Source organism: Stenotrophomonas sp. STEN083 (assembly GCF_056759195.1).
In genome coordinates, this window is sequence record NZ_JBRRCU010000032.1 from 23917 (window position 1) to 46288 (window position 22372).

General features: G+C 63.5%; 19 protein-coding genes. 11 read left to right on the forward strand and 8 right to left on the reverse strand.

The features are described from left to right. Positions 1-61 precede the first annotated feature (61 nt). The 3 genes from ACVOK8_RS11220 to hda are packed head-to-tail and all read left to right on the forward strand — an operon-like array spanning position 62 to position 3068. The gene (locus ACVOK8_RS11220) at positions 62-1198 is read left to right on the forward strand and encodes a DUF2066 domain-containing protein (RefSeq protein WP_481566867.1); all 1137 of its coding nucleotides are present in this window, start codon (positions 62-64) and stop codon (positions 1196-1198) included. Continuing rightward, positions 1195-2370 carry an AI-2E family transporter gene (locus tag ACVOK8_RS11225; RefSeq protein ID WP_481566868.1) on the forward strand — a complete coding sequence of 392 codons (1176 nt, stop codon included), beginning with the start codon at positions 1195-1197 and terminating at the stop codon, positions 2368-2370. Before ACVOK8_RS11220 ends, ACVOK8_RS11225 begins: the two co-directional genes overlap by 4 nt. Then, positions 2367-3068 carry a DnaA regulatory inactivator Hda gene (gene hda, locus ACVOK8_RS11230; RefSeq protein WP_481566869.1) on the forward strand — a complete coding sequence of 234 codons (702 nt, stop codon included), beginning with the start codon at positions 2367-2369 and terminating at the stop codon, positions 3066-3068. The genes ACVOK8_RS11225 and hda overlap by 4 nt, the downstream gene beginning before the upstream one ends. A 371-nt stretch (positions 3069-3439) precedes the next feature. Here hda and murU read toward each other — a convergent pair whose 3' ends face one another. From murU to ACVOK8_RS11250, 4 genes are all read right to left on the reverse strand, one after another. Next, entirely contained in the window at positions 3440-4150 is a 711-nt protein-coding gene (murU, locus tag ACVOK8_RS11235) for an N-acetylmuramate alpha-1-phosphate uridylyltransferase MurU (RefSeq protein ID WP_481566870.1), read from the reverse strand. After that, positions 4147-5157 carry an aminoglycoside phosphotransferase family protein gene (locus ACVOK8_RS11240; protein WP_481566871.1) on the reverse strand — a complete coding sequence of 337 codons (1011 nt, stop codon included), beginning with the start codon at positions 5155-5157 and terminating at the stop codon, positions 4147-4149. Before ACVOK8_RS11240 ends, murU begins: the two co-directional genes overlap by 4 nt. A 46-nt stretch (positions 5158-5203) precedes the next feature. Continuing rightward, entirely contained in the window at positions 5204-5479 is a 276-nt protein-coding gene (locus tag ACVOK8_RS11245) for a GlsB/YeaQ/YmgE family stress response membrane protein (RefSeq protein ID WP_481553546.1), read from the reverse strand. Positions 5480-5572: 93 nt separating this feature from the next. Further along, a complete protein-coding gene (locus ACVOK8_RS11250) occupies positions 5573-7066 on the reverse strand; it encodes a M20 family metallopeptidase (protein WP_282267819.1) in 1494 nt (497 codons plus the stop codon). Between the two features lie 233 nt (positions 7067-7299). On the opposite strand from ACVOK8_RS11250, the gene ACVOK8_RS11255 reads away from it, so the two are divergent. Then, positions 7300-7632, forward strand: coding sequence for a ComEA family DNA-binding protein (locus ACVOK8_RS11255; protein ID WP_481566872.1), 333 nt, complete (start codon positions 7300-7302; stop codon positions 7630-7632). Positions 7633-8097: 465 nt separating this feature from the next. Here the strand turns inward: ACVOK8_RS11255 and ACVOK8_RS11260 are convergent, their stop codons facing one another. Continuing rightward, entirely contained in the window at positions 8098-9504 is a 1407-nt protein-coding gene (locus ACVOK8_RS11260; RefSeq protein WP_481566873.1) for a GntP family permease, read from the reverse strand. Between the two features lie 161 nt (positions 9505-9665). Between ACVOK8_RS11260 and ACVOK8_RS11265 the strand changes: the two genes are divergently transcribed. Together ACVOK8_RS11265 and ACVOK8_RS11270 are read left to right on the forward strand one after the other, a co-directional pair. Continuing rightward, positions 9666-11906 (forward strand): TonB-dependent receptor, encoded by a 2241-nt coding sequence (locus ACVOK8_RS11265; RefSeq protein WP_481566874.1) that lies wholly within the window; start codon positions 9666-9668, stop codon positions 11904-11906. A gap of 416 nt (positions 11907-12322) precedes the next feature. Next, a complete protein-coding gene (locus tag ACVOK8_RS11270) occupies positions 12323-15679 on the forward strand; it encodes a hybrid sensor histidine kinase/response regulator (protein WP_481566875.1) in 3357 nt (1118 codons plus the stop codon). A 25-nt stretch (positions 15680-15704) separates the two neighbouring features. On the opposite strand, the gene ACVOK8_RS11275 is transcribed toward ACVOK8_RS11270, so the two are convergent. Next, positions 15705-16034, reverse strand: a complete 330-nt coding sequence (locus tag ACVOK8_RS11275) for an ArsR/SmtB family transcription factor (RefSeq protein WP_481566876.1) — start codon at positions 16032-16034, stop codon at positions 15705-15707. A gap of 78 nt (positions 16035-16112) precedes the next feature. Between ACVOK8_RS11275 and ACVOK8_RS11280 the strand changes: the two genes are divergently transcribed. The 3 genes from ACVOK8_RS11280 to ACVOK8_RS11290 are packed head-to-tail and all read left to right on the forward strand — an operon-like array spanning position 16113 to position 17841. Beyond that, positions 16113-17003: an MBL fold metallo-hydrolase gene (locus ACVOK8_RS11280; protein ID WP_481566877.1), complete on the forward strand. Its 891-nt coding sequence runs from the start codon at positions 16113-16115 to the stop codon at positions 17001-17003. Continuing rightward, on the forward strand, positions 17000-17413 hold the full coding sequence (locus ACVOK8_RS11285) for a YeeE/YedE family protein (RefSeq protein ID WP_481566878.1): 414 nt from the start codon (positions 17000-17002) through the stop codon (positions 17411-17413). The genes ACVOK8_RS11280 and ACVOK8_RS11285 overlap by 4 nt, the downstream gene beginning before the upstream one ends. After that, positions 17410-17841, forward strand: coding sequence for a DUF6691 family protein (locus ACVOK8_RS11290; RefSeq protein ID WP_481566879.1), 432 nt, complete (start codon positions 17410-17412; stop codon positions 17839-17841). Before ACVOK8_RS11285 ends, ACVOK8_RS11290 begins: the two co-directional genes overlap by 4 nt. Positions 17842-17985: 144 nt before the next feature. Here the strand turns inward: ACVOK8_RS11290 and ACVOK8_RS11295 are convergent, their stop codons facing one another. Further along, on the reverse strand, positions 17986-18648 hold the full coding sequence (locus tag ACVOK8_RS11295) for a response regulator transcription factor (protein WP_481566880.1): 663 nt from the start codon (positions 18646-18648) through the stop codon (positions 17986-17988). Positions 18649-18759: 111 nt separating this feature from the next. Continuing rightward, entirely contained in the window at positions 18760-19557 is a 798-nt protein-coding gene (locus ACVOK8_RS11300) for a 3-hydroxybutyrate dehydrogenase (RefSeq protein ID WP_481566881.1), read from the reverse strand. A gap of 112 nt (positions 19558-19669) precedes the next feature. Here ACVOK8_RS11300 and ACVOK8_RS11305 point away from each other — a divergent pair, with 112 nt between their 5' ends. Beyond that, a complete protein-coding gene (locus ACVOK8_RS11305; RefSeq protein WP_481566882.1) occupies positions 19670-21502 on the forward strand; it encodes a 3-hydroxybutyrate oligomer hydrolase family protein in 1833 nt (610 codons plus the stop codon). A gap of 187 nt (positions 21503-21689) precedes the next feature. Further along, positions 21690-22286 carry a HutD/Ves family protein gene (locus tag ACVOK8_RS11310; protein WP_481566883.1) on the forward strand — a complete coding sequence of 199 codons (597 nt, stop codon included), beginning with the start codon at positions 21690-21692 and terminating at the stop codon, positions 22284-22286. Positions 22287-22372 lie beyond the last annotated feature (86 nt).

A 22372-nucleotide genomic window follows, 5' to 3' on the forward strand; every position in this document is an offset into this window, starting at 1 on the left:
ACAGGCCACGTTGGCGTGAAGGCCCCATTCGGGCAACAATTCCCTCCGGAATCGTCGAGCAATGGAAATTTCAATGCGCCGCAGCCTGGTCACAATCCTGTTTCTGGCGCTCTGCCTGCCTGTTTCACTGGTGCAGGCACAGTCGTCCGGCATGCGTACCGAAGGGGACGTGGCCGGCGCCAGCAGTGCCTATGAGGCCGAGGTACCGGTCAACAGCCAAAGCGAGGCCGATCGCAACGGCGGGCTGGCGCGCGCGCTGGGCGCGGTGCTGGCCAAGCTGTCCGGCGACCGCAGTGCGCTGGCACGGCCGGGCGTGGCGCAGGCCCTGCGCAGCGCCAAGGACATGGTCGAGAGTTACGACTACCGGCAGGATCAGAGCGTCAGCGCCAGTGGTGCGCCGAGCTTCCGCACCATGCTGGTGGCACGCTTCCGCCAGGATGATGTCGACGGGCTGGTAGCCGCGCTGGGCTTGCCGGTGTGGCCGCAGCCGCGCCCGAAGCCGGTAGTGTGGCTGGCGATCGACGATGGCAGTGGTCCGCGTCTGGTCGGTGTGCCGCAGTCCAATGCGGCGCGGCCGTTGCTGGATCGTGCGGTCGAACGCGGCTTCAAGCTGGGTCTGCCGGCCGGCGGCGCGGCTGAACAGGCCTTGGTCGGTGCGATCTGGCGCCAGGACACCGCTGCGGTAGCGCGGGCCTCATCACGCTATTCGCCGCCGATGCAGCTGATCGGCAAGTTGTACCGCGGCAAGGGCGGCGGCTGGGTTGCCGACTGGGTGTTCGTCGACAACGGCCGCGAGCTGTCCAAATGGACCACCAACGACGCCGATGCACGGCGGGCAATGATGGCTGGCGCCGACGGTGCCGCCGATGCGCTGGTGCGGCGCTATGCCAAGGCACCGGTAGGTGGCGCGGCGGGTGTTTACCGGATCGTGGTCAGCGGCATCCGCAGTGCGGATGACTATCTGCGCCTGGCGGCCACCTTGCAGAGCGTGGCAGTGGTGAAGGCCATCACCCCAATCCAGGCCTCGGGCGACCGGCTGGAACTGGATGTCGAGCTGATGAGCGGCCTGCCCGGCTTCAACCGCATGCTGGGGCGCGATGCCGCCTTGCAGCCGGTGGGCGTGGTGGACGAGGGGGATGCGGATGCATCGACGGATCAGAACAGCGGCAGCCGCCGCGCGGAGTACCGCATTCGATGAGTACTGATACAGCGGAAATGGAAATCGCGCTGTTCCTGCGCCGCCTCAAGTGGGTGGTGTTGAGCGCCTTCGGGCTGTGGGTGATGTGGCTGCTGGCACCGGTGCTGACCCCGTTCGTGGTCGCCTTGATGTTGGCTTGGCTGGGTGATCCCCTGGTTGATCGGCTGGAGGCTAGCGGGCGTTCGCGCAACACCGCGGTAGTGCTGGTGTTCGTGCTGATGATCCTGCTGCTGGCCTTGGCGCTGTTGATCCTTGTGCCCTTGATCCAACGCCAGATCATTACCCTGGTTGCCGCCTTGCCCCAAGGGCAGGAGTGGCTGATGAACACCGCAATCCCGTGGATCGAGCAGAAGACCGGCCTGGAAATCATGGCCTGGCTCGACCCCGGCCGTCTGTTCGAATGGGTGCGCAGCCATTGGCAGCAGGCCGGTGGCGTTGCGACAACATTCTTTGGCTACGTGTCGCGCTCGGGTTTTGCGATGGTGGCTTGGGTGATCAACCTGGCCTTGTTGCCGATCCTGGCGTATTACTTCCTGCGCGACTGGGACAAGTTGGTCGAGCGGGTTGCATCGATGATTCCGCGCAACCATATCGAAGTGGTTACGCGTTTGGCGCGAGAGTCCAATGACGTGCTGGGCGCCTTCATCCGCGGCCAGATCGTGGTGATGATCGCATTGGGTGTGGTGTATGCAGCCGGCCTGACCCTGGTGGGTTTGAACCTGGGTCTGTTGATCGGCCTGGTCGCGGGCTTGATCAGTTTCATCCCCTATCTGGGGGCGACCACGGGCGTGGTGATGGCGGTGCTGGCGGCATTGGTGCAATCGCAGGGCGTGGACCTGCAGTTGCTGGTGCTGGTGGGCGTTGTCTTCACCGTAGGCCAGTTGTTGGAAAGCTATGTGCTGACGCCGCGCATCGTCGGTGACAAAATTGGGTTGCACCCGGTCGCGGTTATTTTTGCAGTGATGGCCGGTGGCCAGTTGTTTGGCTTCCTGGGAATGTTGTTGGCCCTGCCAGCAGCGGCGGTGATCAACGTCCTGTTGCGCTATGCGCACCAGCGTTATCGCCAAAGTGAGTTGTATGCCGGCCATGGGCCGACGATTGTGTTGGACCCGCGCAATATCCAAGTGCCGGCGGATCTGAGCATCGTGTCGAAGGATGTAGAACCTAAGTGAGTGTGCCGCAGTTACCGCTGGCCTTGCGTTACCCGCCAGACCAGCGCTTTGAAACGTTCATCGGTGCGCCGGAAGGCGCGCTGCCGCAGTTGCGTGCCGTTGCCAATGGCAGCAGCCAGGATTGGATCTATCTGGTTGGCGCCGGTGCCACCGGCAAGACGCACCTGGCGCTGGCCACCTGCGCCGCTGCATTGCAGGCCGGGCGGCGACCGGCCTACCTGCCTTTGCAGGCCGCGGGCACGCGCCTGCAGGATGCATTGGAAGCACTGGAAGGCCACGATGTACTCGCGCTGGACGGGCTTGAATATGTCGCCGGTCGGCGCGAGCAGGAAGTAACCCTGTTCGAGTTCCACAACCGCGCGCGTGCCGCCGATGTGACCGTGATCTACACCTCGCGGCTGCCGCCGGATGGATTGGGGCTGGTGTTGCCGGATCTGCGTTCGCGGCTGTCACAGTGCAGCCGCATCACCCTGGAGCCGTTGGATGCCGAAGGGCGGGGTGCAGTGCTGCGTGAGCGTTCGGTGCGCCGTGGATTGGTGATGGATGAGGCGACGCTGGATTGGTTGCTGACCCGCACCGGCCGCGACCTGAGCGGGCTGGTGACCTTGCTGGAGCGACTGGATCGCGAATCGCTTGCGGCAAAGCGGCGGATCACCGTGCCTTTCTTGAAGCGGGGGCTGGGGAACGGGCCGGGTTGAGGGCGCATTCTGGATTTGTGGGAGCGGCGTAAGCCGCGAAGCAGATGTCACATCCGAAAAAATGCCTGCAATTGCAGGCATTTTTGTATCCGAGCCGTCAGCGGCTTCGCGGTTTACACCGCTCCCATAAACGACTGGTAGGCGCAGCTTTTGTAGGAGCGGCGTCAGCCGCGAAGCTGGTGCCGCATCCGCAAACAAAAAGGCCTGCAATTGCAGGTTTCTGCTGGTCGGAATCTTCGTTGGCTTCGCGGCTTATGCCGCTCCTGCTTTTGTGGGGACGGCATCAGCCGCGAAGCTGGTTTCGCGTCCGCAGGCGAAGATGCCCGCAATTGCAGGTTCTTCTGTGCCGGAACCTCTATTTGCTTCGCGGCCTACGCCACTCCTACAAGCTGCTTGTCCAATTGCTGCAGGCGCTCGGGGGTGCCTACGTCGGTCCAGCGGCCGCGGTGGTGTTGGCCGCTGATCGCGTTGTTGGCCATCGCCGCGCGCAGCAAGGGCGCCAGCTTGAAGCGCGGCGGTGTTTCCGCGCTGCCATCTGCATTGCCAATCACTGCCTGCCAGCCCTGCAACAACTGTGGTCGATACACGCCGATGCCAGCAAAGGTCAGTCGCGCTTGTTCGCCGTTGTCGTGCAGCAGGCCATCGGCTTCAAGAATGAAATCACCCTTCGGGTGCTGCACTGGGTTGTCGACCATGACCAGATGCGCGCTGCCCTTTGGCTCCAACGGCAAGGCAGCGAAATCAAAATCGCTCCAGATATCGCCATTGACCGCCAGGAACGGCGCATCACCGAGCAGTGGCAGCGCATTGTGCATGCCGCCGCCGGTTTCCAGCGGTACTGGGCCTTCGTAGAGGTAATGAAGACGAAGGTTCCAGCGGCTGCCATCGCCCAGTTTTTCCGGGAATTGCGCCGCCAGCCAACTGGTGTTGATCACCACATCGCGGATGCCTAACGCAGCCAAACGCTGCAGATGCCATTCGATCAGCGGCACACCAGCCACGGCCAGCAATGGCTTGGGTGTGTGATCGGTAAGCGGACGCATGCGCTCGCCCAGCCCGGCGGCGAAGATCAGGGCCTTCATGCGGCCGCCTTGGCAGCTATCGCCGGTTTGAAACGGCGCTCGAACAGATCCTGCAGCGGCGCCAGTTCCGGATAGCGCGGCAGCACTTCATCCAGATAGTTGATGAAACGCGGCGCGTCCGCGAAGTAATGGGCCTTGCCGTCGCGATCACGCAGGCGCACGAAGATGCCGAGGATTTTCAGATGGCGCTGCACGCCCATCCAGTCGGCGTCGCGCAGGAACTGCGGCCACGGCCGGATCGGCAGGCCTGCAGCGGTGGCGCGGGCGTGATAGCGGGCCAGCCACGCATCCACTTTTTCCAGCGGCCAACTCAGGAATGCATCCTTGAACAGGCTGGCCGGATCGTAGGCGATCGGGCCGCTGACCAGATCCTGGAAATCCAGCACCGCCGGCCCGCCTTCGACCGGCATCAGGTTGCGTGGCATGAAGTCGCGGTGGGTCAGCACTTGTGGCTGGTTCAAGGCGTTGTCCATCAAACGCCGTTGCACCAGTTGCAACTGCTCGCTTTCGCCGCAGTCCAAGGTCAGGCCGAGGTGGTGCTGCACGAACCATTCTTCAAACAGGCCGGCATCGCGTTGCAGCAGTGCCTCACCGAAAGCGCCCATGCCTTCGGGCACCGGAATCTGCTGCAGCCGGATCAGCTGCGCGAAGCTGGCATCGAACCATGCATCGGCCGTGTCATCGGTGATGAAGCGCGCCAAGGTAGGCCCGCCGAGGTCTTCGAGCAACAGGAAGCCGTTGTCGAGATCGCGCGCCAGCACCTGCGGTACCCGTACGCCATGCGGCTCCAGTAGATCATGCATGCGCAGCCACGGCCGCACATCTTCCAGCCCGGGCGGCGAGTCCATCACGATGTGGCTGCCGCGTGTGCTGTTGCTGCGCCAATAACTGCGGAAGCCAGCATCGACCGATGCGCGCTCCAATGTGGTTGCGGGATCGCCAAGTGCGGTGGCAGCCCATTGCAGGCGTTGTTCGGTGCGCAGTGGATCGGAAGCAGGATCGTTCATGGACACTACAAAATAGCGGCGCCCGCAGGCGCCGTTGGAGAGGGAATCAGCGCTTCTTGCCGCCGCTGATCAGGCGCAGCAGCGCCAGCAGCACGATCGCACCGAGGATGGCACCAACGAACCCGGCCGGCTGACCCGCCGAATACCAGCCCATCTCACGGCCGAACCAACCCGCAAATACCGCGCCGGCCACACCAAGCACAATGGTCAGCAGGCAGCCCATGCGGTTGTTGCCAGGCATGAAAAATCGCCCCAACAGGCCTACGAAGAAGCCGATCAGGATGATGTACAGCCAGCTGTCGCTGCCAAACAGTCCGCTCATATTCTTGTCCGTGCCTGAGAAAAACGCAGCCTAGCAAGGCCAGGCTGCGTTCGTCATCAAACCATCAACATCCGTCGAGCAACGGCGGATCGATCAGCAGCAGCCGTGGCCACCGTGGCGGGTGCCACTGTCGGCGGCAACCGGCGAACCGCTGGTCTCGCCACGCAGGCTGGCGGCGTGGTGGTCGAACAGCACCTTGGACACGCAGGAGGTGACGCGCTTGCCCATCGGGATGTGCAGGAACTCGTTCGGGCCGTGCGCATTGGAATGCGGGCCGAGCACGCCGGTGATCATGAACTGCGCACCCGGGAACTTCTCACCCAGCATGCCCATGAACGGGATCGAGCCGCCTTCGCCCATGTACATCGCCGGCTTGCCGAAGAAGGCTTGGCTGGCGGCGTCGATGGACTGCTCCAGCCACGGCGCCATCGCCGGTGCGTTCCAGCCAGTGGAGGCCTTTTCCAGGTCCAGGCTGACGTGGGCGCCGTTCGGCGGATCACGCAGCAGGGCTTCCTTCAGCAGCTCGCCGCAGGCCTTGCCATTGGCGGTCGGCGGCAGGCGCAGCGACAGCTTCACCGAGGTTTCCGGACGCAGCACGTTGCCGGCCGATTCCAGCGGCGGCATGCCGCCGATGCCGGTCACCGACAGGGCAGGGCGCCAAGTGCGGTTGAGCACCAGTTCGGTCAGCTCGTCGCTCATCGGCTTGAGGCCATCGACCAGCGGGAACTTGTCGAAGATGGCGGTATCGACCACGTCGGCGGCGCGCTTGGCCTGTTCCAGGCGCTCGGCCGGGATTTCGGTGTGCAGGCCTTCCAGCAGGATGCGGCCGGTGTTCTCGTCCTCGATGCGCGACAGCAGCTGGCGCAGCAGGCGGAAGCTGGATGGCACCACACCGGAGGCATCACCGGAGTGCACGCCTTCGTTGAGCACCTTGACGGTGAAGTTGCCGCCGGTCAGGCCGCGCAGCGAGGTGGTGCACCACAGCTGGTCGTAGTTGGCGCAGCCCGAATCCAGGCAGACCACCAGCGACGGCTGGCCGATGCGCTCGGCCAGATGGTCGACGTAAGCCGGCAGATCGTAGGAGCCGGACTCTTCGCAGGCTTCGATCAGGATCACGCAGCGGGCGTGCGGCAGGCCTTGTTCCTGCAGCGCCAGCACCGCGGCCAGCGAGCCGAAGATGGCGTAGCCATCATCGGCGCCGCCACGGCCGTACAGCTTGTCGCCGCGCAGCACCGGAATCCACGGGCCGAGGTCGTCGTCCCAGCCGGTCATTTCCGGCTGCTTGTCCAGGTGGCCGTAGAGCAGCACGGTGTCGTCGCCGGTTTCCGGGCCTGTGGCCGGGATTTCCAGGAACAGCAGCGGAGTGCGGCCCTCCAGGCGAACCACCTCGACCTGCAGGCCGGGGATGGTCTGCGCCTTGGCCCAGCTCTCCATCAGGGTTACGGCCTGTTCCATGTAGCCGTTGGCGACCCAGTTGGCGTCGAACATCGGCGACTTGTTGGGGATACGGATGTAATCGACCAGTTGCGGGACGATGTCGTTGTCCCACTTGTCGCTGAGAAATTGGCCGATCTTGGCGCTGTCCATCTGGATCTCCGGTAGCAATGTCAGGTGCAACCATTCTACGCCGCTCCTTTGTTTATCGGGCTTGCGGCGGTTTCATCAGTGGAATTTGTAGGAATTTCCCTACAGGGGGTCGGGTTGTTGGCTGGCTGTTTGCTGAACCCGCCCCGGATATTCTGGATGCATGTGGCGCGGAACACTGATCTGACCGGCGGGAGAGCCAGCCGATCAACGACCAAGTCACAAGGAGTACAGCGATGAAGCTTTTTACCGTAACGCTGCAGTCTCTGATTCTCGCATTGGTATTGACCCTTACGGCACACGCCAAGGACAAGGTCGATATCAATACCGCCTCCGCGGCGGAGCTGAATCAGGTGCTGGTGAACGTCGGCCCTTCCAAGGCGCAGGCGATCATTGAGCACAGACAGGCCAACGGGCCCTTCAAAAGTGTCGAGGAACTGGCACTGGTGAAAGGAATCGGATTGAAAACGGTCGAACGGAATCGTGACCTGATCGAAGCAAGGGCCGGAGCTGCCCCTGCCAAGAGTGCTACCGGGACGGTAGCTGCGCAGCCGGTTGAGAGGCGCTGAGCGGAAGGAATCGAATAGTGAACCGTCAGGATGACGGATCACCAGGAACCCGAAAAGGGCAGGACGCTGGGGGCTGGCAGGATGCCAACAAGGATGTGAGGTCGTCCGGTGTTGCACAGTGACGTGCAGCCGGGCGATTTTTCTGTCTCTGCTCCAAAGAACAAGGCCCGGGTCTTCCCGGGCCTTGTTCTTTTCTGCGGATTCGGAATTCGAGATTCGTGCGCACCGGAATGCTGAGTTTGGTTTGCAATGGCGGCGCCGCATTGACGGGGCAGCTAAGTAGCCCGGGTAAGCGCAGCGCACCCGGGAGCTCTTCGCGAAAAACCCCGGGTGCGCTGTGCGTACCCGGGCTACGGGGTGTACCGGGTCCGCATTTGCTTGACGACCGGAATATCGACCTTGATCGCCGTTGCTTGCCCCGGTATTGGCCAGGGCGCTGGGCTCTGGAGCCAAGCCGCTGAGCGCTTAAACCAAACCGGTGGCGTAATACACCCCGATGATCGCGAACACCGCCAGGGTCTTGATGATGGTGATGGCGAAGATGTCCTTGTAGGACTGACGATGGGTGAGGCCGGTAACCGCCAGCACGGTGATCACCGCGCCGTTGTGCGGCAAGGTGTCCATGCCGCCGGAGGCCATCGACGCCACGCGGTGCAGCACTTCCATCGGAATGCCGGCCGCCTGTGCGTTGGCGATGAAGCTGTCGGCCATTGCTGCCAGTGCGATGCTCATGCCGCCTGACGCCGAACCGGTGATACCGGCCATGGCGGTGACCGAAACCGCTTCATTGACCAGCGGATTCGGGATCGAGCCCAGTGCATTGGCCACCACCAGGAAGCCGGGCAGGGCGGCAATGACCGCGCCGAAGCCGTATTCGGAGGCGGTGTTCATCGACGCCAGCATGGCGCCGCCGATGGCCGACTTGGTGCCTTCGGCAAACGAGGCCACCACCGGCTTCCAGGCAAAGGCGATGACGCTGAGGATGCCCAGCAACAACGCGCCCTGCACGGCCCAGATCGCCCCCAGCTTGGAGACTTCCTGCACCACCGGTGCCGGGTTGCCGATCACGGCGGGGATGAAGGACTGGGTCTCACCGTAGAAGCCGGGAATCCAGCGGGTCAGGAAGAAATTGGCCACGCCAACCAGGATCAACGGGGTGATCGCTACCAGCGGATGCGCCAGGTTCTGGCCCTGGAAGGGTTCTGGTTCATTGCGTAGTTCCTCGTTGGCACCGGCATAGCCCTCGCCGTTGCGCACGGCGACACGGCGACGCCATTCCAGGTAGCTCATGCCCAGGATCAGGATCACCACGGTGCCAATCACGCCCAGCCATGGAGCGGCCCAGCTGTTGGTGCCAAAGAACGCGGATGGAATGATGTTCTGGATCTGCGGCGTGCCCGGCAGCGCGTCCATGGTGAAGGTGAAGGCACCCAGCGCGATGGTGCCGGGGATCAATCGCTTGGGGATGTTGCTTTGGCGGAAGAGTTCTGCGGCGAACGGATACACCGCGAATACCACCACGAACAGCGACACGCCGCCGTACGTAAGCAACGCGCAGACCAGCACGATCGACAGCATCGCGCGCTTGGCCCCGACCAGCTTGATGGTGGCGCTGACGATGGACTTGGAGAAGCCCGAGACCTCGATCAGCTTGCCAAACACCGCGCCCAGCACGAACACCGGGAAGTACAGCTTGAGGAAGCCGACCATCTTGTCCATGAACAAGCCGGTGAACATCGGCTGCACCAGGCTGGGATCGGTCAGCAGCACTGCGCCCAGCGCCGCCACCGGCGCGAACAGAATCACGCTGTAGCCGCGGTAGGCGACAAACATCAGGAAGCACAGGGCCGCCAATACGATCAGAAACGACATTCACAGCTCCCCGGCCAATACATTGCCGGCGAGTATCAGGATCGGGGGCGGCCCGGCCCACTGTACGAAGGGACTATACGCGGCCGGCTAACGCTCCATTAACGTGCGCTCCATGGCGACATTCGTGTGTCGCAACGTCATACCCGGGAGGAGGGAGACCAATGAAGCGCAAGTATCTGAGTATCGCCATCGGTGGCATTCTGTTGGCGCCGGCTGCATTCGTGCAGGCACAGGAGCAGCAGGCTGTGCCGGCAGGCACCAAGGCGACGCAGCTGGACGAAGTGACCGTAACTGCGCGTCGTCGCAGCGAGTCCATCCAGGACGTGCCGGTGGCGGTCAGCGCCTTCGGTGAGGAGCAGATCAAGGATCTGCAGGCCTCGACCGTGGAAGGCCTGCAGGGCGCCGTGCCCAACATGAACATCGCCCAGGGCCGCGGTTCGGCCAACAGCGTCAACGTCTTCATCCGCGGCATCGGCCAGCCCGATGCGCTGCAGACCTTCGATCCGGGCGTGGGCATGTATGTGGACGATGTCTACTACTCGCGCATCAATGGCGCGCTGTTCTCGCTGTTCGACATCCAGCAGCTGGAAGTGCTGCGCGGCCCGCAGGGCACGCTGTACGGCAAGAACTCCACCGGCGGCGCGATCAAGCTGACCACCAAGAACCCCTTCGACAACGAAGGCGGCGCAGTGGAAGTAACCGCCGGTGACTACGGTCGCCTGGAAGGCCGCTTCTATGTCTCGGGCAAGCTGAGCGATACCATTGCCGCAAGCATCGCTGGTGCCAAGATCACCAACGATGGCTACGTCAAGGATGCTGTCACCGGCAAGCGTTACAACGACGACGACACCGAAGCGCTGCGCGCGAAGCTGGCGTTCCAGCCGACCGACAACTTCAGTGCGGTGCTGTCTCTGGATACCACCAAGCAGGACGCCGCGCTGACCTTGGGCCGGCCGATGGCGCCGCTGCTGCAGACCAGCCTCGCACCGGTCGGAGTGATCGTGTTGCAGCCGGGCGAAACCGGTGAGTGGAACCGTCGTGCACAGACCTCGTTCCAGAACGGTGAAGGACAATACTTGAAGCACTCCGGTGCATCGTTGTCGATGAGCTGGGACATCAACGAGCAGTTCACGCTGAAGAGCATCAGCTCCTATCGCAAGCTCAAGACCAAGTCCTACATCGACATCGACGCTTCCGAGTACGAGCTGGGCGACGTGCTGGTGGCGCTGGACCAGAACCAGAAGAGCCAGGAATTCCAGCTGCATTACGACAATGGCTCCAATGTCCACGCGACCTTTGGCGCGTACTACATGAAGGAGAACGTGCCGTCGTACCAGGAGGCTTACGCCGATGATCTGTTCTCGTTCCTGGGTGCCAAGGTGCCGTTCCTGCGCACCATCGACGATGACCTGACCACCACGTCCACCGCAGCGTTCGCACACGTGAGCTGGGAATTCGTACCGACCTGGACCGTCGCCGCAGGTGTACGTTGGACCAAGGACAAGAAGGACTACGATCGTTCCACCAGCACCTTCTGGGGCGCCCCGTTCGCCAGCTTGAACGGCACCGTGGCATTCGATGCGAAGGCCTCTTGGACGGCGGTGACCCCGTCGATCAGCCTGCAGAAGGAATTCAGCGATAACCTGATGGGCTATGTGTCGGCCAACCGCGGCTTCAAGTCGGGTGGCTTCAACGGCCGCGCCAACACCGTGTATGACACCCAGCACGCCAAGTTCGATCCGGAATACGTGTGGACCTACGAGCTGGGCCTGAAGGGGAGTTCGGCCGATCACCGCTTGCGTGGTACCGCCACCGCGTTCTACAGCAACTACAGCGACTTCCAGGCACGCGTATCGCAGGACGTGGGCACCTTCCCGGTGTTGAACGCGGCCAAGCTCAACATCAAGGGCATCGAGCTGGAAGGCAGCGCGCTACTGGGCGAATCCACCACCTTGAGCGCACAGCTGGGCTGGATGGATGCCAAGTACGATAGTTTCGAGGACTTCCGCCTCGATCCGTCCTACGCCGGTTACGATCCGACTGTGAACCATGACCACGTGCCGTTCTCGCCGGACGTGACCGCCCGCGTGGCCCTGCAGCACGTGTTTTCGCTGGGTGACAACGGCAGCCTGACCTTTGGCGGTGATGTGTCCTATCGCAGTGACACCTGGTTGTCGGTGGACAACCGCAAGGTGCTGAGCCAGGACGCATACACTTTGGTTGGCGCATACGGCGTATGGGATTCGTCGCAGCTGACCTGGCAGATCCGTGCCGGCATTCGCAACCTCACCGACAAGCAGTACAAGACCGAAGGTCAGGAGTTCGCCAGCGTTGGCAACATCCAGACCGCGTACTACGGTCTGCCGCGCAACTGGTATGTATCGGTGCGTTACAACTTCTGATGACGGAGCCGGTGACGGCTGGCTGATTGGATTGCAAAGCAGCCCTTTCCCGCATGGCGGGGAAGGGCTTTTGCGTTTGTTGTTGGTGCTCGGGTTGTAGCTGCGGCAGTTGCCGAAGCAGGTGCTGTTGCTGTTGCTTTGGCTTTGGCTTTGGCTTTGGCTTGGCTGTTGCTGTTGCTTGAAGCCCCTCTCCCGCCTGCGGGAGAGGGGTTGGGGTGAGGGCAGCCTTTGCCGTTGGCTTTCAAGCTCTGGCTTTTTATGCAGAAGCAGAAGGCAAACTCCTCGCCCAGCGCACCCTCACCCCAACCCCTCTCCCGGTGGGACAGTGGCTTTGAGCAACGGCTTTGCGCATGTCTTGCTTCATCCTCGGCTCCTAACTCCGTATCCTGCCAAGCAGCTTCCGGGAAACGCTTTCCATGTTGAGTCTGGTAACCGTGGCCTTGGCGGGTCTTGCCTGGCTGGCCTTGATGTTCGGCGTGGCCTTGTACGGCGAACGTCGGCCAACCGCATTTGCTCGCCACTGGCGGCATATCTATGCACTGTCGCTGGCGGTGCACTGCACCTCGTGGACGTTCTACGGCACCGTCACCCAGGCCGCACGTCATGGCTGGCCGCTGCCGCCGACCTTCGTCGGTGCGATCCTGTTCTATGCGTTGGCCATCGGCGTGATGATGCGGCTGGCACGGTTGGCGCGCGAAACCAATGCCACTTCGCTCGCCGATCTGATCGCCGCCCGGCTCGGGCGCGACGCCTGGCTGGCGGCAACGGTGACGCTGGTGACCGTGCTTGGCTTGATTCCGTACATCGCGCTTCAGCTCAAAGCGGTGGCGATGAGCTTCGGCATGATCACCTCGCGAGCAGTGGAAGCCGGGCAGGCCGGTTCGATCTGGCAGGACAGTGGCTTGTATGTGGCGCTGGCGATGGCCTTGTTTGCCATGCTGTTTGGTGCGCGCCGTGCCGATGCGTCCGAGCACAATCGCGGACTGGTGCTGGCAATGGCAGCCGAATCGGTGTTCAAGCTGGGCGCGATGCTGGCACTGGGTGTGTTCGTCTGGTTCGGCTTGAAGGGCCTGCCCGCAGCACCGGTGGCGCCGGTGAGCGCGCCAGAAGGTGGCTTCATCCCGCTGGTGATACTTGGTGGACTGGCAATGTTCCTGCTGCCGCATCAGTTCCATATCGGCGTGGTGGAGTGCCGCGACCCGGCTGATGTGCGCACCGCGCGCTGGTTGTTCCCGCTATACCTGCTGCTGATCGCGCTGCCGATCCTGCCATTGGCGCGCGCTGGCACCGCATTGCTGGGTAACAGCGTTCCCTCGGATATGTACACGCTGGCGCTGCCGTTCTCGGCCGGCCATGAAGGCGTCGCGCTGTTCGCCTTCCTCGGCGGCCTGAGTGCGGCGACCGGCATGGTGGTGGTCAGTACGCTGACCTTGAGTCTGATGATCGGCAATCACTGGTTCGCGCCTGGCCTGGTGCGCAGTGCCTGGGCGCGTGCTGGCGGCGGTGATCACCGCCGCGAGCTGGTGTGGCTACGCCGTGCCGGTATCTGCGTGATCATGCTCCTGGCCTGGGGCTATAGCCGCTTGATCGGCGGTGGCAATGTGCTGGCCGATATTGGAGCGGTGTCGTTCTCGGCAATGGCGACCCTGGTGCCGGTGTTGGCATTCGCGATCTGGCGTCCGCAAACGCCGCCGCGCGCCGCCATTGCCGGTGTGCTTGCCAGCTTCGCCACCTGGGCGTGGGTGTTGTTGCTGCCTTCCTTGCTGGAAAGCGGTGGGCGCACCCCAACGTGGTTGCTGCAGGGGCCGTTCGGTTGGCAATGGCTTGCGCCGCAGGGCCTGTTTGGCCTGACTGGCTGGACGCCGCTGGGACGCGCGGTCGGCGCGAGCCTGTTTGTCGGCACGGCGGTCACCTTGCTGGCGATGGCATGGCGTCGCGATACACCGGACCGCATCAGCCGCAATCTGGATGCCGATACCTTGCGCAATGCCGGCCGCCGTTTCCTGCCTGACGAACGGGTGCAGCAGCTGTTGGCGGATGCGCCCCGCAGCGGTGCGGTGCCTGCATCGATCGAAGCCAGCGTTGAGCGTGAGTTGTCGGCGGTGCTCGGCGCCGCGTCCGCGCGCTTGTTGCTGGATGCCGCACGGCGCGAAGGCAACGAACTTGCCACGGTCGCAGCCATCGTCAGCGAGGCCTCGCAGGACCTGCGCTTCAGCCAGCAGGTGTTGCAGGCTGCGCTGCAGAACATGAGCCAGGGGATCAGCGTGATTGATCGGGAGCAGCGGCTGGTGGCGTGGAATCGCCCGTATGCGCGTATGTTCGGTTTCCCCGACGAGCTATTGCAGGTGGGCAGGCCAATCATGGACCTGACCCGCTGGGCCTTGCAGGCGATGCCTGCGCGTGGCGGCGATGAGCGTGCGGTTGATAGGCGTCTGGCGTTCATGCGTGCCGGCACGGCGCATCTGACCGAGCGCGTGTTTCCCGATGGCAGCATCGTCGAGATTCGTGGTAATCCAATGCCGGGTGGCGGCTTTGTTGCCACCTTCACCGACGTCACTGAATTCCGCCGTAGCGAGCGCGAGCTCAAACGCAGCAACGAGACGCTGGAGCAGCGTGTGGGCGAGCGCACCGCCCTGCTGGAATCGGCCAAGCGTGAGGCCGAGCGTGCCAATGACGCCAAAAGCCGCTTCCTTGCAGCGGTGGGGCACGATCTGCTGCAGCCGCTGCATGCCGCACATCTATTCACCGATACGCTGGCGCAGCAAGTGGAGTCCAGCCAGCAGCAACAGGCAGTAGTGCAGATCCGTGGCGCTTTGGATTCCACCACCGATCTGTTGACCGGTCTGTTCGATATGTCGCGGCTGGAAGCCGGTGGTCTGGTGCCACAACCACGCGATCTGCCATTGGCCGAAGTGCTGGACCCCTTGGTTTCCGAGTTCCGCGCGCTGGCCACAGCGCGTGGGCTGACGTTCCACTACCTGCCTACTCGTGCATGGGTGAACAGTGATCCGCAGCTGCTGCGGCGGGTGCTGCAAAACTTCCTGGCCAATGCGGTGCGCTACACCAGTCAGGGCGGCGTGCTGTTGGGTGTACGTCGTGAGGTCGACCGCCTTCGGGTTGAGGTGCACGACACCGGTCCGGGCATTGCCAAGGAAGAACAGCAGCGCATATTCGAAGAGTTCCGCCGTGGCGAGGACAGCAGTGGTCAAGGGCTCGGTCTTGGGCTGGCGATTGCCGATCGCATTGCCGGCCTGCTGCATGCACCGCTGCTCCTGCGCAGTGAAAAAAGGCGGGGCACCGTCTTCTCCGTGTCATTGCAGCGCGTGGGCTCGCCGCAGATAGCTAACCTGCCACGCATACGCAACGCGGCAACCTCGGGCGGCGTACCCGTGCTGGTGGTCGACAATGATCCCGCGGCCTTGCAGGGATTGGCTGGGTTGCTGCGTGGTTGGGGTTACAACGTGGCCGAGGCTTCGGGCGAAGCTCAGGCGGTAGCGGCATTGCAGGTGACACCTGCGAGTTTGTGGCTGTTCGATTACAACCTGGATGACGGCGATACCGGTACTGCACTGCAGTTGCGGTTGGGCGAACGTTTTGGCGCAAGACCAACTTTGATTCTCAGCGCCGATGACAGTCTGGCAACACGTCGCGAAGTGCTGGAGCAAGGGCTGACACTGCTGCACAAGCCGGTGCGGCCGCTGGCGCTGAAGTCGATTCTGGATAGGCTGTTGGCGGCGGATGCGTTGAGGCCGGGAATTAGCAGCAAGGAATAGCTGCCTATCTCGACGTGCACCGCTGTCAGGAACTCCGGATCTCGGCATTCCCGCAATATGCCGCGTGCAAGGCCTGCATCACACCCAGTGCAGGGCTGTCCGCCAGCGTGTAGAAAATGGTCTGCGCTTCGCGACGGGTGCTGACCAGGGCGGCTTCTCGCATTACCGCCAGATGCTGTGACAACGCAGACATCGACAAGCCAACCTGCGCCTGCAATTCGCCTACCGATGCTTCGCCTTCCACCAGACGGCACAGCACGCGCAGCCGAGCCGGATGGGCCAGGGACTTGAGCAACTGGGCGGCCTGTTCGGCATGCGCCTGCATCTGTTCCATGTTCATGTCTGAGGAGGGCATCAGGGCTGTGACTCGGGCTTGTGCTTTGCAGGGGACTAGTTTAATTTAGAAAAAGCTAAATTAACAGCGAGACACCCCATGAGCCAGGCGCAGATGTCATCAACCTTGGTCGAGCCGTTCTACGACAAGGACACCGGCACCTTCAGTTACGTGGCCTATGATCAGATCGGCGGCATGGCAGTGATCATTGATCCGGTGGTGGATTACGAGCCGGCTGGCGCGCGCATCAGCACCGCATCGGCCGATGCGTTGTTGGAATTCGTGCGTAGCAAACTGCTGACGGTGGCGTGGATTCTGGAAACCCATGCGCACGCCGATCATCTCAGTGCTGCTGGCTATCTTGCCGATCAGCTGCAGGCGCCGGTCGCCATCGGTCGCGGCATCGTGCAGGTGCAGCAGCACTTCAAGACGGTCTTCGGGCTGGGCGATGAATTCATTGCAGACGGTAGCCAGTTCGACCGACTGTTCGATGATGGCGACACCTTCAATGTTGGCGGCTTGAGCGCGCGCGTGATCGCCACGCCGGGGCACACCGACGACAGCCTGACCTATGTGATCGGCGATGCTGCGTTCGTCGGTGACACCATGTTTGCGAGCGACACCGGCACCGCGCGCTGTGACTTCCCCGGCGGCGATGCGCATCGCCTGTATGCGTCCATCCAGCGCATCCTGTCGCTGCCCGCCGATACCCGCATCTGCCTATGCCACGACTACCCCGGCAACCGGCGCGAGGCACAGGCGCAGACCTCGATCGATGAGCAACGGCAGAACAACGTGCATCTGAAGGGCGGCACCGACGAGGCAGCGTTCGTGCAGATGCGCCAGCAGCGTGATGCGACCCTGCCGGTGCCAAAGCTGATCCTGCCCGCGCTGCAGGTGAACATCCGTGGCGGTCGCCTGCCGGAAGCGGATGCCAATGGTGTGCGCTATCTGCGCTTGCCGTTGGATCAGATCGGAAAGCCGCAATGAACAGCTGGATGATGGCGCTGGCCGGTGGCGTGCTGATTGGTATCGCTGCCACAGTGCTGCTGTGGCTGACAGGGCGTATCGCCGGCATCAGCGGCATTCTTGGCGGTGTGCTGATGCCGCGCAGCGGCGAGCTGGCTTGGCGCGTGGCTTTCCTGGTTGGCCTGATCGGCGCCGGCGCCGCGTATCTGTGGCTGGTACCGGGTGCGTATTCGCCACGACAGGGATTCTCGCCGTTGTTGCTGGTGATGGCCGGTGTGTTGGTAGGTTTCGGTACGCGCATGGGCAACGGCTGTACCAGCGGCCACGGTGTCTGCGGTCTGGGGCGCTTGTCGATGCGCTCGTTGGCCGCGGTGTTGACCTTCATGGCAACTGCGATAGCGACCACCTATGTCGCGAGGAACTTGATATGAGTACGCCACGCATCATCTTGGCTGCATTGGTTTCCGGTGCGCTGTTCGGGCTGGGGCTGGCAATGTCGGGCATGACCGATCCGCAGCGCATCCTGGGTTTTCTGGATGTGTTTGGTGACTTCAATCCGGCGCTGCTGTTTGTGCTGGGCGGCGCGGTGACTACGACGATGCTGCTGTTTCGCTTTGTGCTGCGGCGGCCGACACCGGTGTTTGCCGAGCGCTTCCAGATATCGGACCTGCGCAGCATTGATCGACGGCTGCTGATCGGTGCGGCTTTGTTTGGTATTGGCTGGGGATTGGCTGGCTATTGCCCGGGGCCGGCCTTGGTTGGCCTGGGTGTACTGTCACCGGAGGCGTTGTGGTTTGTACCGGCGATGGTGGTAGGCATGGTGTTGCACAAAGCGGTAAGTCGGAACACCGGTTTGTAGGAGCGGCGTCAGCCGCGAAGCTGGTATCGGTTCCGACACAGAACCAAGCGCAATCAGGCAGGAATGCGTGGGGTTGATCTGGCTGTGGGCTGCATGTCCGCTAGCTTCGCGGCTTACGCCGCTCCTACAAAGCTCCGATCAGGATCACAGCGCCTGCCGCGCCGGGTCGCTCAATTCCAGCTCGCGCAGCACCACGCTGGCCTGGGTGCGGTTGCGCACGCCAAGGCGTTCAAAAATCGCCGACAGATGCGCCTTGACCGTGCGCTCCTGCACATCCAGGCGGTCGGCGATCTGCTTGTTGAGCAGGCCTTCGGCCACCAGCGCCAGTACGCGGAACTGCTGCGGCGACAGACTCGCCAGCCGCGCGGCCAGTTCGCTGTCATGCGTGGACGATTGTGCACGCGACACCGAGGCACGTAGTGAGGCCGGCAGCCATTGCTCGCAGGCCATAACGCTGCGGATTGCTTCGCGCAGCTCGTTCAAGCCCGAACTCTTGGGCAGATAGCCCGCAGCACCATGATCAAGTGCACGCCGCACCACACGCGGGTCATCGTTGGCCGAAACCACGATGACCGCCACGCCAGGATGCTGGGCGCGGATCGCGGCGAGGCCGGCCAGGCCGTGATTGCCCGGCATATGCAGATCGAGCAGGATCAGGTCGGTATCTGGCGCGGCATCCAGTGCCGCCAGCACGCCTTCCAATGACTCGGCTTCGCGCACCGTTAGATCGCTGACGGCCTCGCTGGCGGCCTGCCGCAGGGCGGCACGGAACAGGGGGTGGTCGTCGGCAATCAACAGGCTGGGCATGGCGGTGCTAACTGGATGGAAGGAAGCGGGCGCCCGCTCGTCTGCAGCGTGTGCCCGGGGCAGTATGCCGTGGATTTCAGCCATTGCCCGCTTCCTCCTGTTTTTCCAGACTTACTGCGCGGTCCAGCCGCCGTCCATTGGCATCGCCGCGCCGGTCAGGTTGTGCGACTCGCGGCGGCACAGCCACACCACCATCGCGCCGATGTCTTCCGGCAGCGACATGCGCAGGCTGGGCTGCTTTTCTTCCAGCAGGGCGCGCACACCATCATCGCGGCTGCCGCCGTTGCGATTGGCCTGGATCTGCGGCTCGATCAGCGGGGTCTCCACCCAGCCCGGACACACGCAGTTGACGGTGACGCCGCCGCTGTCACGGCTGCCGGCCGCGGCGTATTCCAGCGCGGCGACCTTGCTCAGGCCGACAATGCCGAACTTGCTGGCCACATAGGGCGCCTTGTTCTTGGAAGCAACCAGACCGTGCACCGAGGCGATATTGACCACCCGGCCATAGCCACGTTCGGCCATGCCTGGCAGCGCGTGCTGCATGGTGTGGAAGGCCGCGCTGAGGTTGATGGCGATGATGTCGTCCCACTTCTGCGGCGGCTGCTCGGCCAGTGGCGCGGCGTGCTGGATGCCGGCGCAGTTCACCAGAATGTCGATATTGCCCCAGGCCTGCACGGCTTCGAGCATGTGCGCGATCTGGTCGGGTTTGCGCAGGTCGGCATCGAAGTGCTGCGACTCGCTGCCGGCATCGCTGACGCTTTTCAGCGCTGCCTCGATCTGCTCTGGGCTGCCAAGGCCGTTGATGGCCACGCGCGCTCCGGCGTTGGCCAGGGCCTGGGCGATGGCCAGGCCGATGCCGGAGGTGCTGCCGGTCACCAATGCGGTGCGGCCTTGCAGGAAGCGGTCCATGGGGACTCCGATTGCTATTGGGGGATGGTGGAAACGTAGCAGCCAGCGCGCTAAAAGCGTGTGGTACTTAAGTACGATGAGCCGGGTGCTGCCGCTCTGCTAGGGTGCGTCCATGAGCCAATCCCTACTGCGCGCCGCCTGCGGCCTATTCGTCGGACTGAGCCTGGCCTCCTGTGCCAGCGGCCCAGCATCCAAGTCCGTGGAGCCTTCCATGTTCAGCAACGAACTCCGCAGCGAACACCGCGGCAGTGACGACCTGCTCACCGCCGGACTCGGCCTGGCCGGGCTGCGCAGCATGGCACCGCCGGCCTTTGCCGACGCCAGTGCGCCGACCGTCGATGAGCTGCGCCGCCGGGCGCTGTGGGGCAGCTGGCGTGGTATTGCCGACCTTGCACCGGGCGGTGGCTACGGCGAACTGTTCGGCAGCCTGCAGAGCGTGCCCGGTCGCGAGTATTCGGCGTTCGCGCGTCTGCCTGGCGCCAAGCAACCGCATCGCGTGCTGGCGCAGATTCCTGACAACTTCGATACCGGCAAGCGCTGCGTGCTGGTCGCACCAGCGTCGGGTTCGCGTGGCATCTATGGCGCCGTGTCGGTTGCGGCTGCGTGGGGCCTGCCCAAAGGCTGTGCCGTGGTCTATACCGACAAGGGCGCTGGCAGCGATTACTACGACCTCAATGCACAGATCGGCGTGCGGGCCAACGGTACGCTCGGCGCATTGGGCGAAGTCAACGATCTGGCCTTCGTGCCGGATGCGCCGATCAATGCATCGGGCGTGGCATTCAAGCATGCACACTCCAAGGATAATCCTGAGGCCGATTGGGGCCGGCACGTAAAGCAGGCGGCCGAATTCGCGTTGCTGGCGTTGGCCGAGGCCTATCCGCAGGCTGCGCCTTTCACCTTTGAAAACACCCGCATCATTGCCGTCGGTATCTCCAACGGCGGCGGTGCGGTGCTGCGCGCGGCCGAGTTGGATGGCAATTGGCTGGACGCCGTGGTGGCAGGTGAGCCCAGCATCTATTCCAGCGGCGCGGGCGCGCGCGCGTTGTACGACTACACCACCGAAGCTGCGTTGTTGATGCCGTGCGCGCAGTTGCACATGAGCAACCTGCCGCAGCCGCCGATGACGGCTGCGTTGCAGGCTGGCGCAGCAGTGCGCTGCGCGACCTTGGCTGCAGAAGGCGTGATCAGCGGCGCGACCCCGGCCGCGCAGGCCAAGTCGGCCTACGATTTGATGTTGAGCAAGGGTTGGACCGAGCAGTCACTGCGCGCTGGTGCCTTGTCGACCGGCTTCGATCTGTGGCGTGCAATTGCCGCGACCTATGCATCGGCCTACGGCCGCTATGGCGTGGGCGAGCACCCCTGCGGTTTCAACTTTACTGCACAGAATCCTGACTTCTCGCCGCGTGCGGCAACGGCAGTCGAACGGGCAGCATGGTTTTCCGATGGCAGCGGCATTCCACCGGGCGCAGGCGTTGGCCTGCTCGACAGCAAGGTCGCCTTGCCTGACCTGACCTATGCAGGCCTGAAGTGCCTGCGTGGTCTGTGGGACGGGCAGGGCGAAGACGCCAAACGTTTGCAGGCCGGTATCCAGGCCACCCATGCTGGTTTGCCGCGCAAGGGCCTGCCGGTGATGGTGGTGCATGGCGCTGACGATGGTTTGATTCCGCCGGCTTTCAGCAGCGCGCCGTATGCCGCAGCGGCCAAGGCTGCCGGGCGCGAGGTGAGCTATTGGAAGGTGCAGAACGTGCAGCACTTCGACGGTTTCCTCGGTCTGCCGGATTACGGCTCGCGCTACCTGCCGCTGTTGCCGTATGTCTATGAGGCGCTGGATCGGGTGCAGGCCCGGCTGGACAAGGGCACGGCCTTGCCGGCTGATGCGCTGATTGCGACCACGCCGCGGGCGGGCAAGCCGCTGACGGCGGAGAACCTGGCGATGCCGAAGTAAGTGCTTCTACTCCCTATCTTGCGCGAAGCGCAGGGGAGGGTTGCTTTGAGCCCCCTCCCTTTTGCGCTGCAAAGGGGAGGGCTGGGGAGGGGTTGCCGTTGCCTTGCGCTGTTGGATCTGTGGCTTCGCGGCTCACGCCGCTCCTACAAAATCTCGATCAAAAGCCGGCTGATGGCATCATTACCCGATGCACACACTGAACTCTCCTACCCGCGTAATCCCCTCCGCCCTCTACCAGCGCGAGCGCTGGCGTAATGGTCTGGGCTGGACGCGCGAAATCCTGCGTCTGCCCGAGCAGGGCGATTGGCAGCTGCGTCTGTCCATTGCCGAGATCGAGCAGGACGCAGCTTTCTCCGCATTCCCCGGTGTCGAACGTGAGCTGGTGCTGCTGCAGGGTGAAGGCCTGCGCCTGCACTTTGCCGATGGGCGCTGCGAAACCCTGCTGCCGCCGTATCAGCGTCTGCGCTTCGCCGGCGAGGCGGAGCTGGTGGGCGAGCTGGTCGATGGTGTGACCAAGGACTTCAATCTGATGTGGCGGCGTGATGCCTTGCAGGCTGAACTGCTGCATCGGCCGCTGGTTGGGCCCATGTTGTTTTTCACCGAGCCGCAGGCGGCATGGGTGATCCATCTGCTGGCCGGTCAGGCCGAGTTCGAGGGTGGTGTGCTGCCGGCAATGTCGGCGGGCGATACCGCGTGGTTGGCAGCCGGCGAACGGCAGCGCTACACGCTAACCGGCGGCGGTGAGTTGCTGGCGATAAAGGTGACGCCGACGGTGCCAATGTAGTGGCGCGCGCCGGGGCGGGGGGGGGGTGGGGGGGAGCGGGCCCGCCCGCGCGCGCGCGGGGCGTGGCGTGGGGGTGGTTGTGGTGT